General features: G+C 39.2%; 9 protein-coding genes and 2 pseudogenes. 3 read left to right on the top strand and 8 right to left on the bottom strand.

All coding sequences use genetic code 11. From position 1 onward, the window contains the following. Nucleotides 1–65 precede the first annotated feature (65 nt). A pseudogene (gene mfd / locus IPK31_10485) lies at nt 66–3,492 on the bottom strand (transcription-repair coupling factor). A 216-nt stretch (nt 3,493–3,708) separates the two neighbouring features. Here mfd and IPK31_10480 point away from each other — a divergent pair. Beyond that, nucleotides 3,709–8,940 (top strand): S8 family peptidase, encoded by a 5,232-nt coding sequence (locus IPK31_10480; GenBank protein MBK8088327.1) that lies wholly within the window; start codon nt 3,709–3,711, stop codon nt 8,938–8,940. Nucleotides 8,941–9,002: 62 nt separating this feature from the next. On the opposite strand, the gene IPK31_10475 is transcribed toward IPK31_10480, so the two are convergent. The 5 genes and pseudogenes from IPK31_10475 to IPK31_10455 all read right to left on the bottom strand — a co-directional run bounded on the left by IPK31_10475 (nt 9,003) and on the right by IPK31_10455 (nt 12,080). Then, the gene (locus tag IPK31_10475) at nt 9,003–9,305 is read right to left on the bottom strand and encodes a hypothetical protein (protein MBK8088326.1); all 303 of its coding nucleotides are present in this window, start codon (nt 9,303–9,305) and stop codon (nt 9,003–9,005) included. Between the two features lie 122 nt (nt 9,306–9,427). Then, nucleotides 9,428–10,781: pseudogene (locus IPK31_10470) on the bottom strand (glycine--tRNA ligase). 72 nt (nt 10,782–10,853) lie between these two features. Next, nucleotides 10,854–11,180, bottom strand: coding sequence for a nucleotide pyrophosphohydrolase (locus IPK31_10465; GenBank protein MBK8088325.1), 327 nt, complete (start codon nt 11,178–11,180; stop codon nt 10,854–10,856). 37 nt (nt 11,181–11,217) lie between these two features. After that, nucleotides 11,218–11,592, bottom strand: coding sequence for a GxxExxY protein (locus IPK31_10460; protein ID MBK8088324.1), 375 nt, complete (start codon nt 11,590–11,592; stop codon nt 11,218–11,220). Between the two features lie 35 nt (nt 11,593–11,627). Further along, nucleotides 11,628–12,080 carry a D-tyrosyl-tRNA(Tyr) deacylase gene (locus IPK31_10455; protein MBK8088323.1) on the bottom strand — a complete coding sequence of 151 codons (453 nt, stop codon included), beginning with the start codon at nt 12,078–12,080 and terminating at the stop codon, nt 11,628–11,630. Nucleotides 12,081–12,137: 57 nt separating this feature from the next. Here IPK31_10455 and arfB point away from each other — a divergent pair, with 57 nt between their 5' ends. After that, on the top strand, nt 12,138–12,545 hold the full coding sequence (arfB, locus tag IPK31_10450; GenBank protein ID MBK8088322.1) for an aminoacyl-tRNA hydrolase: 408 nt from the start codon (nt 12,138–12,140) through the stop codon (nt 12,543–12,545). Nucleotides 12,546–12,585: 40 nt separating this feature from the next. On the opposite strand, the gene IPK31_10445 is transcribed toward arfB, so the two are convergent. After that, complete coding sequence (locus IPK31_10445; GenBank protein MBK8088321.1) at nt 12,586–13,224, bottom strand: hypothetical protein; 639 nt, start codon at nt 13,222–13,224, stop codon at nt 12,586–12,588. 101 nt (nt 13,225–13,325) lie between these two features. On the opposite strand from IPK31_10445, the gene IPK31_10440 reads away from it, so the two are divergent. After that, nucleotides 13,326–14,831, top strand: a complete 1,506-nt coding sequence (locus IPK31_10440; GenBank protein MBK8088320.1) for a polysaccharide biosynthesis C-terminal domain-containing protein — start codon at nt 13,326–13,328, stop codon at nt 14,829–14,831. Here IPK31_10440 and IPK31_10435 read toward each other — a convergent pair whose 3' ends face one another. Then, nucleotides 14,832–15,167: a hypothetical protein gene (locus tag IPK31_10435; protein ID MBK8088319.1), complete on the bottom strand. Its 336-nt coding sequence runs from the start codon at nt 15,165–15,167 to the stop codon at nt 14,832–14,834. Nucleotides 15,168–15,193 lie beyond the last annotated feature (26 nt).

Genomic DNA, 15,193 nt, shown 5'->3' with positions numbered 1-15,193 from the left:
TTATTTATTCAGTTGAAAGTTTTCCATTTTGCGACGAAATGGAAAAATGTGCCGATGAGAGGTCTTTATGCAGTAACGAGGTTTTCCACTACAGCTGCATGCATGCGTTTTAAAAGCCGCAGCAATACTTCCATGCCGTCCATATCCCGAACCACTAAGAGGAACAGTTTACCGGTTTGCTTCAGCTGTGCTTTATTCAATGAAGTTTGCACAAACTGTAAAAGACCCTGGAAAACCGGCGATTCAAAATAAGGAGAATCAGGATTATTGATAAAGTAGCAACGCAGGGTTTGCTCTTTCAAAGTCATTTTTTCAAAGCCAAGCTCAACCGCCAGCTTACGGCAACGGACAGTTGTGAACAGGTCTTCCACCTGCGAAGGTATTGGCCCGAACCTGTCAATTAATTCTGTATGAAAAGCAAGCAGGTCTTCTTCATTTTCACAATTATCCAAACGGGTATATAAACTTAAACGCTCGGCAATACTTTCAACATAAGCATCGGGAATCAGTATTTCCTGATCGGTATCAATCATGCAATCTTTCACAAAATTTTCCTGCTGCTGAATTTCTTCTTTAAACAAATCACGGAATTTAGTTCTCTTTAATTCTCTGATAGCTTCATCCAATACTTTCTGATACATTTCAAAACCAATTTCAGCCATGAAACCACTCTGCTCTCCACCCAGCATATTACCTGCACCGCGAATATCCAGATCACGCATGGCAATCTGGAAACCGCTTCCCAATTCACTGTGCTGTTCTAATGTTTGCAAACGTTTTCTCGAATCGTTTGGCAAGGTACTCATTGGCGGAGCCAATAAATAACAGAATGCTTTTTTGTTGCTGCGTCCTACTCTTCCACGTAACTGGTGCAGATCACTTAACCCAAACTGATGCGCATTATTGATAATGATTGTATTTACATTGGCAATATCAACACCGCTTTCAACAATGTTGGTGCAAACAAGTACATCATAACGTTTATCAATAAAATCGAAGATGCGTTCCTCCAGTTCATGACCTTCCATTTGTCCATGAGCAAAGCCAATACTGAGGTCAGGACAAAGTCGCTGAATAATTGCAGCCATTTCTGCCAACCCTGCAATACGGTTATGAATAAAGAAAACCTGACCTCCACGTTCTGTTTCATAATAAATCGCATCACGGATAAAATCTTCCTGGAACACCTGCACCTCTGTTTGAATGGGCTGACGGTTAGGCGGCGGCGTATTGATGATACTGAGATCCCTTGCTCCCATTAAGCTGAACTGCAGTGTACGTGGAATAGGTGTGGCCGTTAGTGTTAATGAATCAACATTTGTTTTTAATGTTTTGATCTTTTCTTTATGTCCCACACCAAACTTCTGTTCTTCGTCTACTACCAATAAACCAAGTTCCTTATATTTTACATCTTTACCCAGCAGTGCATGTGTACCGATGATGATATCAACTTTCCCTTCTTCAAGCCGTTTGTAGGTTTCTTTTTTCTCTTTGGCTGATTTAAACCGGTTTACATAATCAACTGTAACAGGGAAGTCTTTCAATCGTTCCTGGAATGTTTTATAATGCTGATAAGCAAGAATGGTTGTTGGAACCATAATGGCTGCCTGCTTTCCATCGCATACAGTTTTAAAAGCAGCACGAACAGCAATTTCTGTTTTACCAAATCCTACATCACCACAAACCAAACGGTCCATAGGTGCAGGCGATTCCATATCCTTCTTCACATCAGCTGTTGCTTTACCCTGATCAGGGGTATCTTCATACATGAACGAAGCTTCCAGTTCTGTTTGTAAATAGCTGTCGGGAGTATGGGCAAAACCTTCCTGTGCTTTTCGCTGCGCATATAACCGAATCAGGTCAAAAGCAATTTCTTTAACCTTGATCTTTGTTTTTTCCTTCAGCCGTTGCCATACATCACTTCCAAGCTTATTGATCTTGGGAACATTTCCCTCTTTACCTGTGTATTTTGAAATCTTGTGGAGTGAGTTGATATTGACATATAAAATATCACTGTCTTTATAAATCAGCCTTACAGCTTCCTGCAATCTTCCATTTACTTCAATTTTCTGCAGACCACTGTATGTTCCAACACCATGATCGATATGCGTTACATAATCTCCCGGCTGCAATTCTTTCAGTGCACGGATCGTAAGTGCCTTACTTTTATTGTAAGCCTGTTTTACTTTGTACTTATGATAACGCTGAAATATTTCATGATCTGTATAACAAAGAATTTTTAAATCTTCATCAATAAACCCTTCGTGAATGGAAACAGGAATAGGTGTGAACTGAATCTCTGCTTTCAAATCAGCAAAGATGCTGTGTAACCTTTCCAGCTGTTTTGGATTTTCTGCAAAGATGAATGTTTCAAACCCTTTGGCTGTCCATGTTTTCAGGTCTTTAATTAACAACTCAAACTGCCTGTTAAATGCCGGTTGATGTTTGGTGTTAAACAATATCTCCAGCCGGTTTGCCTGTTCAACTGTTTCTGTCAAATGAGATTTGTACCCAAATTCTACAATATGATTTCTTTGTATTTGCTCTTCAACAACAACTGCATTGATAAAATCATTTTCACTCAAATCTGTTTTCTCCCAGTCTGTCTTCATCATCATTGTTGCTTTGCTTTTCAGTTGGTGATAATAACAGAAACTGTTGCAGATCTTCTTCCATTGTCAGCAGCCGTTCCTTCACAATATCAAAATCCTTCATCCATATAATTGTATTCTCCGGCAAAAAATCAAACAAAGAAACTTTCTCCCCGCTTTCAAATTGTGTTTCCACATTGGGGATAATGCTTACCTGTACCAATCGCCGTTCGCTCAATTGTGTTTCAGGATCAAAAATGCGGATGCTGTCTACATCATTTCCAAACAATTCAATGCGATATGGCTTTTCATTACCGAATGAATAGATATCGAGGATACCACCACGTACTGCAAACTGTCCGGGTTGGTACACAAAGTCAGTTCGATCAAAACCAAGATCAACAAGGAAACTCATTAAACTGTCAACATCCAATGTATCGTTTGTTTTAATGAGCAGCATATTGCCCTGCAGTTTATTTGGCAATACTACTTTCTCAAACAAGGCATCAGGATAAGTAACAATCGCTCCAACACGTTGACCAGTTGGCATAGAAAATTTCGTCAAAGCCTCAGTTCGCAACATTACATGAGACGAATTAAGAAGTCGAAAATTTTTTGGGTGCTTAAACGATGAGGGGAAATAAAATAAGTTGAGTTCGTTGGTAATACTCTCTAATGAATTATGAAAATAAGCAGCTTCTTCTGCATCATTAACGATAAAAAGATGATTAAGCTGTTCAAGCGATGGATGATTAAATGCTGCAGCTGCTGTAAATTGGGATGAGCTACCCTGCAGATTTTTCAGATAGATCCGTTGTTTTTGGGCAAAAGAAAGCCTGTCCGCCAGTTGAAAAAGACGGGGATCATCACTAAATTTTTTCTGCAACAATTCAAAATTCACTGTCTGCAAAGATAAGCACAGAAAGCTGATTTCAAGCTTTGCACCTATTTCGGCTTCAAATCTTACACAGGCTTTCCTTTTCTGAGAAATATGTTTATTTTTGAGAATATCCAAATTCCTGTAAATCCAAGCATAATGAAACATTGCCAGCAACCAAACCAATATTCATCCTCCACACTACTTATGCCAATTGTTTTTTCGATCCAATCATTTAATATGAAAAATGCCTGTATTGCCTTTTTACTTTTTTTCTCTGTTTTGCATGTTACCGCTCAAAAAACAGCAGGAACAATCCGCTTAAGAGGAGAAAACCTTGTGGTGAAACGGAACATGACGGCAGATGAAGTAAATGCAGAACTGCAAAAAGGGAAATACGGCAACAGTATTTATACAATGCTGGTATTTGAGCAAAGAATTACAGCTGCACAGCAAAAAATGATCAGGTCGCTCGGGATAGAAATACTTTATTACCTACCAGACAATACGTACCAAGTAAGAATGAAGCAGGTACCCATGCTATCGAAATTCTATGAAGCAGGAGTTAAAGCTGTCATTCATATGCCCGGTTCAGCAAAAATTGGCAGGGAATTAAAAACACTGCTTTCCACTAAAACATCTGAGCTGCCGGTATTGATTAATCTTAAGTTGCATGCAGGGATAAAATGGACTGATGTACAATCGCAGCTCGCATTTTTGGGCGTAACACTTAAAAAAGCAGATTATCTGAACCAAGGATTAGCGCAGGTTTCTGTTGCTCCAGGCAGAATTTCTGCAATCAGTGAACTCCCATTTATAGCCTATATCAATCTTTCTTTTTTAAATAACGAAATATTGAATCAGAGAGAACGGGGGATGTTTGGATTAACAAATCTTACAAGCCTTGAAGTTGCAGGAAGAAATTTAACAGGTAATGGAATTACAATTGGCATTGGGGACAATGCCGATCCATATCACCTTGACAATACTCAAAACCTGATTAACCGTAACCCTGCCCTTGCAACTTTCTTTAATCATGGAAGACAGGTAACTGGTGTTATTGGCGGGGATGGACTCATTGAAGAACGTTACAGAGGAGTTGCAATCAAAAGTCAATTAATTACAGATGCATATGACTATGTAATCAGCAAATCAGATGTTTATTTTACTGATTACAATATGACTGTAACCAATAACTCCTATTTTAATGGTTTAGCAGGCTGCCCGGGTGATGGTGAGTATAATGAATTAAGCGAATACGTTGACCAGCAGATGTATAACAACCAGTTCCTTCAGCACATTTTTGCAGTTGGGAATGATGGCAATTTTACCTGTGCCCCTTTCCCATATTCATTCGGCACAGTTAAAAGTGGTTACCAGACTGGAAAAAACATTTTAACTGTGGGCAACTACAGTATAACATCCGACAACTTAAATCAGGGAATTCCGGGTGCAACAAGCAGAGGGCCTGTCATGGATGGCCGTATTAAACCAGAAATTATTGCCAGTGGTACAAGTGTTCCATCGACCAGTTATAATAATATTTACGGTACAGGATCAGGAACAAGCTTTGCAGCTCCATTTGTTACAGGTGTGTGGTCATTATTAACAGAACGGTATAAACAACTTCATGCAAATGCATATCCAAAAAGTGCATTATTAAAAGCAGTGATTTGCAACAGCGGTGACGACAGAGGAAATGCAGGTCCCGATTATTCATGGGGATTTGGTTTCATCAATTCACGCAAAGCTGTTGAAATGATTGAACAAAATCATTATTTCACCGGTACCCTTTCAACCGGCGGAAACAATTCTCAAAATATTACGGTACCTGCAGGAACAAGACAGGTGAAAGTAGTGCTGTACTGGCACGATAAAGAAGCTGCTGCATACTCTTTCCCTGCATTGGTCAATGATCTTGATCTTTCTGTTGTTGACGGTGTAACCACCTACCTGCCGTGGATATTAAATCCGGCACCAGGCTCAGTAAATGTTGCTGCAACAAGAGGTGCTGACCACGTTAACAATATTGAGCAGGTAACAATAAATAACCCTGGCACAACCATTAATATTCAGCTCGATGGCTTTGATGTGCCCGACGGACCCATTGAATATTTTGTAACCTATGAATTTTTGATGGATGAAATTAAACTGGAACATCCATATGGTGGTGAGCGATTTTCACCGGGACAGGAAGAAATTATTAAATGGAATGCAACTGATAACAGCAGCAATACGTTTACACTTGAGATTTCTCTTGATGATGGTGCAACCTGGTCGCTCATTGATAATAATGTTGCTGCCAGTCAGCATCGTTACAGATGGACGGTTCCAAACACACCCACAAATAAAGGCAAGATCAGAATTACCAGAAATGGTGGAGGTGCAACTGTAACAACTCCGGGCAACTTTACCATTCTTACTCAACCGGTATTGACAGCAACAGTTCCCTGTGAAGGTTATGCTGATCTTAACTGGGCCTCCATAACAAGTGCAACTGATTATGAAGTAATGCAACTAATCAACGGTGAACTATCTTCAATTGGTACAACTGCATCACTTAATTTTCGTGTAAGCGGTTTAGATAAAACACAAAGCTATTGGTTTACAGTAAGAGCAAGAATGACTGATTCTTTGGGGATGCGTGCAACTGCAAAAAATGTTACACCAGCTTTAGGAACCCCATGTACAGCAACAGAGTTTAATAATGATCTTAAACTTGATACGTTAATTGCACCTTTAAATGGCAGAACAAATACCAGTACACAACTTTCAGCAGCACAACAAATAACAGTACGTATCAAAAATTTAGATGACGTTGCTACTCCCGGCAGTTACGACATCTCCTATCAAATAAACGGAGGTCCTGTAATTACAGAATCATCATCTGCTGTAATTGCTGCAGGTGGTACAGTTAATTATTCATTTGCCACAACAGCAAATTTCTCAGCTGCAGGAACCTATACAGTTCGGGTGTTTGTAAAGCAAACGGGTGATGCACAAACAGCAAACGATGAGATTACTTACACAATCAGGCATGTAGCAAACCCTCCTGTTGTACTTCCTTTCGCTGAAACATTTGAAACAACAGGAACAGCAGAATATCGCAGTAATCTGTTTGCATTAACCAACGCCGAGCGTTTTGATTTTACAACATCAAACAGTAATGGCCGTTTCCGCACATTCATTAACAGTGGAGTTTCAATAACAGGAAGCAGATCAGCTACACTTGATGCAGTAAATTATAATGGCACTTTATCTGATAATAAATTAACAGCAACCATTAACCTCAGCAGTTATGCAGCTACTCCGGGGTTACGTTTTGATTTTAAATTCCGCAATCACGGGCAGTTAAAACAACCCGGTACAGGCGTCTGGATGAGAGGAAGCGATGCTTTACCATGGATACAGGTTTACGATCTGAGCGACAACCAGGGTGCTTTGGGCGAAATAAAACAACCTTCCATCATTATCAATGATCTGGGGCAACCAATCACTTCCAGCTTCCAGATCCGTTTTGATGAACAGGGACTTGCTTCAGCAAATAACGGGGAATATTTTCAGGAGAATCCTGACATGGATGACGGATTTTCGTTTGATGACATCCGGATTGTTGCAACAGCTAATGATGTAATGGTTACAAGGCTTGTTGCACCCGATACATTTAATTGTACTCCCGGTAATGCTGCCATTACAATCAGGTTAAAAAACACAACTGCCACTACATTTAATAATGTACCTGTCTTTTACAGGCTGTTTAATGGCATTCCTGTTGCCGGAACTGTTCCGGTATTAAATGCAAACAGTGAAACTGATTATACATTTCCAACCCTGGCAAACTTTTCTACATTCAGATCATATGAAATAGATACATGGGTTCAGCTGGCAGGAGATAATTACCCGGTTAATGACAGCGTCAACAACCAGTTTGTTTACAGCAGCCCGGTTATTTCCATCTTCCCGTACCTTGAGCGCTTTGATACATCAGCAAGTGCAGACAATGGGTGGTTTACAAGCTTATACAGTACCTATAAACAGTATGAAAACTCTTATCTCTATTCACCCTGCTTTAACCTGAGCAGTTTAACACAACCTGTATTCAGTTACAGTCATATCTCACAACAGGAAGCAGATTGCAATTGCGATTACCATACACTTGATTACAGCATTGATAATGGAAATACATGGCAACGGTTAACAGCAGTGAACGGCACCAATTGGTTCGACTCTGCAGCTAACCAATCATGGAATAAAAATATTCAGCGCTGGCATGTTTCCAGCACAGAAGTGCCTAATGCAGCCAATATCCGTTTCCGGTTTTTATTGTCAAGCGATGAGTTAACACAATCAGAAGGTGTTGGTATTGACGATATTCACATTTTTGAGAAAGGTACAATCTATACAGGCACTAATGTATCAAACATTAATGCAGCAGTAAGCGGAAGTAGCTGGATTGATTTTATGAGTGGAGGAAATCTTGTAGCATCAATTAATCCGCTTGGTCAAAATCTCGGCAGTACCGATGTGAGTGTATATATCAATACAGGAGCAATACGCTTTAATACAAATCAGTATTATCTCGACAGAAACATAGTGATAAGACCAACGATTGCTCCAACAGACAGTGTGCTGGTCCGTTTCTATTTTACAGAACAGGAAGCAACTGCTTTAATACAGGCAACAGGTTGCGGCACCTGCACCAAAGTAAAAGATGCATTCTTAGTAGGTGTAACAAAATTCAGCGGAACTGTTATCAATGAAAACGGAACACTTGCCGACAACAGTGGACCTCATTCCTATATTCTTCCTGCAAATGTTGATGTAATACCATTCAACAACGGTTACTACGCACAATTTAAAGTGAGAACTTTTTCTGAATTCTGGATTAATGGTGGTGGTATTACTGCAGACCTGTCATTGCCAATAACACTGCTCAATTTTACAGGAATCAAACGTTATCCTGATGCAGACCTGCAATGGCAAACTTCAGGAGAAAGCAACGGGGATTATTTTGAAGTTGAACGCAGAATTGACAATGAAAGCCATTTTGCAACAATTGGAACAGTTAATGCGCAGACCTCTTCATCACAATCAACTACATACCGGTTTACTGATAACGATGTGCTTACATCAGGAAGTCAATTCTACTACCGTTTAAAAATAGTTGATAAAGATGGTCGTACAAGCTATTCAAATATTATTCAGCTAAGCCTGCAATCACAGGATGTATTTGTGAAAGGCGTGTACAATAATGCCGGCAACAGTTTGATCATTGCTGCGGGAAATAAAGCACAGGTTCGGGAATTAAATATCAGAATATTAAATAGTGTGGGCAAGGTAATGATGAGCCAGCGTTCTCCTTACCAGGATTCACGAATTGATATCAGCAAGCTTGCGGCAGGCACTTACTTTGTTGAACTGAAAGATCAAACAGGGAAAGAAGTATTTATGCAAAAGCTGGTAAAACAGTAAAGACTTTAAGTGCAATAAAAAAAGGAACTTCAGTTGAAGTTCCTTTTTTTATTGAATATATTTTATCCGATTTTACCTAAAGGAATTTTACGGACTTTGTCATCATCTTCTTCGTTACTGTCGATCCTGGTAACCGGCAGAGGAATTTTGGCTTTCTCCAGCGTTTCTGTTAACTGCTTATTTGTTTTTGCGTAATGCAGAATCTCTTTGTGTGCTGCGAGCATTTCATTTTCAATTTCCAGAATGCGTCTTTGCTTGCTGTTAACCTGCTTACGTCCAGCCAGAAAACCGATTACGTTAACAAGAATCAGGATTCCAGCAAATAGGATAACATGGATTTCAAGGGTCAATTGAGTAAAATTCATTTCTAATAGTTAATTTAAATACAGCATTTATATAAAATATATAAATACAAGTAAGACTTCACAGGCTGATCAAAGGTTGCAACTGGCTGGTTTCGGGGCGCAAAGTACTCTTCTTCGTTCAATTAAACAACTGATTTTTGTACGTATTCTTTAACCCCCGTTACGGGTATACGCTCCTGTACAAGTGTATCTCTGTTACGTATAGTTACCATACCATCTTCTTTGGTCTGGTGATCAACAGTTATACAAAATGGTGTGCCAATTGCGTCCTGGCGGCGGTAACGCTTACCAATTGCATCTTTTTCTTCGTAAAAACATTGAAAATGCGGCATACATTCCTGCATAATGGAACGTGCAATTTCAGGCAATCCATCTTTTTTTGTAAGTGGGAAAACAGCCAGTTTAATGGGAGCCAGTTTTACCGGAATGCGTAAAACCGTTCTTATATCTGTTTTTCCTTCTTCTGATGTTGGCACCTGTTCTTCGTGATAAGCATTGCTTAAAACTGTCAGGAAGAGACGGTCAAGTCCAACCGAAGTTTCTACTACAAAAGGCACATAGTTTTGATTGATTTCTGTATCAAAATACTGCATCTTCTTTTGCTGAACTCCTGGTGACGCTTCAGATCATAATCGGTTCTTGAATGCACGCCCTCCAGTTCTTTCCATCCAAATGGAAATTCAAATTCTATGTCAACTGCTGCGTTGGCGTAATGCGCAAGTTTGGTATGATCGTGAAAACGTAATTTTTCTGCGGGTATTCCCAGTTCCTGGTGCCATTTCATTCTTGCTTCTTTCCATTTGGCATACCATTCCAGCTCAGTACCTGGTCGAACGAAGAATTGCATTTCCATCTGTTCAAATTCCCGCATGCGGAAGATAAACTGGCGGGCAACAATTTCATTTCTGAAAGCTTTCCCGGTCTGTGCAATACCAAAAGGAATCTTCATTCTTCCTGTTTTTTGCACATTTAGAAAGTTCACAAAAATTCCTTGTGCGGTTTCAGGGCGCAGGTAAACGATATTATCATCGGGGTTATCGCTTGATACTGCGCCAAACTCAGTAGCTTTAATACCGGAATAATCATCAGCTGCGAGCAATTGTTCCATTTTGGCAATCAGTGCTGCTGATTCGGTTTCAGCTAATGTTTCAGCGTGAGCTTCAATTAAATGATCAACACGATATCTTTTTTGCTGTCTTTGTTATCGATCATAGGATCGCTGAAATTATCAACGTGTCCGCTGGCTTTCCAGGTAGTGGGATGCATGAAAATGGCGGCATCAATCCCAACGATATTTTCATTCAGCTGGGTCATGCTTCTCCACCAGTAATCACGGATGTTTTTCTTAAGCTGACTGCCATACTGACCATAGTCATACACAGCACTTAAGCCATCATAAATTTCAGATGATTGAAAAATAAAGCCATATTCTTTGGCATGAGAAATAATGTTTGCAAAGAGTTTGTCGTTCGCCATAGTTGCACTTGTTTGAAGGTGTGCAAAGATAAGAGTTACAGGCTAAAAGGATGAACTGACGAACGTTATTACCTATTTCAGCTTTTCATTTTCCTTGTGCCGGTTGGTATCACGGATATTTTTCTTTTCAAAGTTCTTTTGCAGGGCTTCTGTAAGATCAACTCCTGTTTGATTTGCCAGACAGATCAATACCCATAGTACATCAGCCATTTCATCACTTACTTCTTTCCCTTTATCAGTTTCTTTAAACGATTGCTCACCATATTTCCGTACCATCAATCTCGACAGTTCGCCTACCTCTTCCATTAATATACCCAGGTTTGTGAGTTCGTTAAAATAACGTACACCTACGGTTTTTATCCAGTTATCAACTTCAATCTGCGCCTGTTTGATAGTCATAATAACACGAATTTTTACGAATTACACGAATAAAATATTAGAAAACGATTCTTTTCGAGATCAGGGAATGTTCACCGAAGTTAATCAACAAAGCAAGCTTCATACCTGATACTGCAAGATAACTTAAAGCCTGTGCCATGTGAGCATCTGTTAGCGAAGAAACTGATTTAACTTCTACTATCATTGAATCAAAAACCAGAAAGTCTGCATAGTATGGATTATACAGAACTTTATTCTTATACCGAACAGAGAATTTCTTTTCCCTTTCAAAAGGAATACCGGCTTCCACAAAATCCATTTCCATAGCATCCTTATAATTTACTTCCTTTAATCCCATACCCAGCACACTGTGAATATTCATACAAATACCTACAACTTTGTAGGACTCCTCTTTTAATATAAGCTCCGCCATAATTGGTGTAATTCGTTTTTATTCGTGTAATAAAATCATTCCCTGTTCTTTGTATCAATCACAATTGTTACAGGTCCGTCATTCAGCAACTCCACTTTCATATCAGCACCAAAAATGCCGGTTTGTACTTTCTTCCCCAGATCATTCTCCAGTTGAAAAATCATTTTCTCATACATCGGAATTGCAAAATCCGGTTTACTTGCCTTTATATAAGAAGGTCTGTTCCCTTTTTTGGTTGATGCATGCAGTGTAAACTGGCTCACCAGTAAAATATTTCCATCAACTTCTTTTACTGACAAATTCATTACACCTGCTTCATCATCAAATATGCGCAGGTTAACAATTTTACTGCTCAGCCATTCAATGTCTTCAACCGTATCTGCATCCTCAATACCCAATAAAACAAGTAAGCCTTTATTAACTTGACCTGTTACCTGCTGATCAACTTTTACCGATGCATGTGCCACCCTTTGTATAACCGCTCTCATTTATCTGTGAATTGGTTGTAATTTAGATTCCCGAAAATACAAAGCTTCGGGTTAGATATGATAAAAGATGTGAGCAGTGAAATAGAGTTTCAAACAGCACGCAGCGGCGGTGCCGGTGGACAGAATGTAAACAAGGTTGAAACAATGGTGATGGGCTTCTGGAATATTGCTGCGTCTGCACTTGTAACCGACAGGCAAAAGCAACTGCTTTTGGAAAAACTTGCCAACCGTATCAACAAAGAAGGATTTCTGCTGGTAAAAAGTCAGGTACACCGCAGCCAGCAGGGAAACAAACTGGAAGTAATTGAAAAAATGAATGATCTTATTTCAGTTGCGCTTACACCAAAAAAAGCAAGGATTGCCACAAAGCCATCGAAAGCAGCAAAAGAAAAAAGAATTGAATCAAAAAAGAAAACAGCAGAACATAAACAAGCCAGAAAAAAGGTTAAACCAACTGATTATTAATTCAAAAAAAATCCCGGCTGCTAACCGGGATCTGAATGATTTAGCTTTTTCGTTTTGCACGGAGAACATCCAGGGCTTTTTTCTGGTTTTCCACTTCTATTTTTTGTTTTTCAATATTCCGTTTATTCTCTTCTATGTCTTCTTGTATTTTCTTTAATTTCTTTTGTAGGCTTTCGCTTTCATCGTTATAATCAGTCAGTTTTTTCTCAACTGATTTCACTTTGTCTTCCTGTCCGATGATTTCTTCTTCCAAAGCAGCAGCTTCAGCCCACGGAACAAAGTTTAAAGTGTATTTCTTCATATTTGCAGTAACCTCTGCATCATCTTCGGATTTAATGTAATTCTCATACCCTCTTGAAACGGCAAAATACACCACACATTCATCCTTTTCTTTCCGGCTCTTTCGCTCAACTTTCAGTAAAACATCAAATGTTTCATTGCTGATTTCAGCAATACGAATGCCTTTATAGAGGTAAGCACCCTTTGACTCTTTAGCATTGTAGCCCAACTGTGTTAATTTTTTGCGGATAGCGTCCTCCGTTACTGAAGCCTTTTGCGGAATTTCTATTACAACGGCAGGAATTTTTTTCTTCTGCCATTCCAGTTCTCCAAAACTCTGTGCCTGTACATAAGAAACGGCAGCAATAAAAAAGAGTAAAAAAACAATATACTTTTTCATAAAACAGGTTATTTTCTTACTAAGATAGAAAACAAGTCAAAGTCGTTGCATATTTATTGATAATAAGTTTGCATATTTTTAAAGAATCTTAAATTCGCCCATTGAGCAACGTAAAAAAATTAGCAGGACAAACTTTGTGGTATGGCTTACCAACCATTGCCAGCCGCTTTCTGGGTTATTTAATGAACATGGCTTTGCCCTTTATTTTTGCACAGCCTGCCGTTACTGCCGATCTCACACAAGTTTATGCCATCATTCCATTTCTCAACATCATCTTTACCTATGGAGTTGAAACCGCCTACTTCCGTTTTTCAAACGAAAAAGATAAAGAAGCACTTTATAATACATTAACGATTTCTGTTTTAGCTACTACCCTTCTTTTCAGCATTGCCCTTTACCTGTTGCAGCCATTCATTGCCGATGGCGCAGGCCTGACCGAACACCCTGAATATATTTTATGGATGCTGGGCATTTTGTTCTTTGATACACTGGCCACATTACCCTTTGCCCGGCTGCGCCAGGAAAACAGGCCAAAGAAATATGCGTTTGTAAGAGTGGCAGGCATTGTTGTTAACATCAGCATTGTGTTTCTGTTTTTAGGGTTTTTACCAGCATATACAAGAAACAATCCAGATGGTTTTATCGCCACATTTTACAGCGAAAAAATAGGGATTGGCTATTACCTCATTGGTAATCTATGTGGCAGTCTGTTTACATTTTTGTTGCTTTGGAAAGAATGGAAAGGACTCCATTTCAGTTTCGACAGCAAGCTTTGGAAAGAAGTTATGAAATACAGCTATCCGCTCATCATTGTGGGTTTAGGTGGTATGATCAATGATATGCTCAGCCGCCTGGTATATCAGCATGTGGTTGATTTGCCAAAGGAACAGGCTAAACATGAACTGGGCGTTTTTGCAAATATTTATCGTATTGCTGTACTCATCACCATTATGATTCAGGCTTTCCGTATGGCAGCCGAACCTTTTTTCTTCAACAACGCAAAAGAGGAAAATGCGCAGCGCACCTATGCCCGTATCATGAAGTTTTTTGTAATCGCCTGCTGCTTTATGTTTCTGTTCATTGGTCTTTACTTAGATGTGCTGAAATGGATTATTACGTTAAAATCAAAAGCATGGGGTGAAGGGATGAATGTGGTACTTCTGCTTGCCATGGGTAATATTTTCCTTGGCATTTATTATAACCTCAGCATCTGGTATAAACTCACCAACAGAAATTTAATGGGGGCTGCCATAACCATTGCCGGGGCATTGATTACGATCGGTCTCAATATTTTACTGATTCCAAAATTTCATTATTGGGGTGCAGCAATTGCAACCTTCAGCTGTTACCTGTTTATGATGATCGTTAGTTATGTACTGGGGCAGAAGTATTATCCTGTTCCATATGCCAAAAAGAAAATGATTGCTTACCTGGTGCTGGTTTCATTGATTGTTCTCACTCATCGTTTAGTAACCTGGCTCTATTCACCCCTTTGGTTCAGTATTGTAACAGGCAGTATCTTACTTGCCGGCTTCGCTTATTTTGTTTTAAGAATAGAAAAAAAGGAGCTGATAAAAATACCTTACCTCAATAAATTCATACGGTAATTACTTTCTTTGAAACCCTTTCTCAATGAGAGTTTCAACAAATGGTTCTGTTGTTTTCAGTGTAAACACCCCGCCGCTTTTACAGAAACATGCATTACATACCTGTCCGGGATTGATTCTTGCAAAACTGAGGTTCGAATAATCCACACCTATGGAATCAAGAAAAAAACCAAGTTTGCTTTTTGTTTCCTGGTCAGTTGGGCCATAACCCCATGGATCGGCACATTGTGTTTGCTCATAAATCATTGTAACTGTATTACAATCCTTTTTGCAGGCTGTAAAACTAATAACTGCAACAAATAAAATAACCAGGTATTTCATACTGTCTTTTTTCAATTAACAATGTTCAGTATTTAAACGTT

The sequence above is a fragment of the Chitinophagaceae bacterium genome, assembly GCA_016713085.1.
GTDB lineage: Bacteria > Bacteroidota > Bacteroidia > Chitinophagales > Chitinophagaceae > Lacibacter.
The sequence above is the reverse complement of the archived record's forward strand: the minus strand, read 5'-3'. Positions and strand labels throughout refer to the sequence as shown.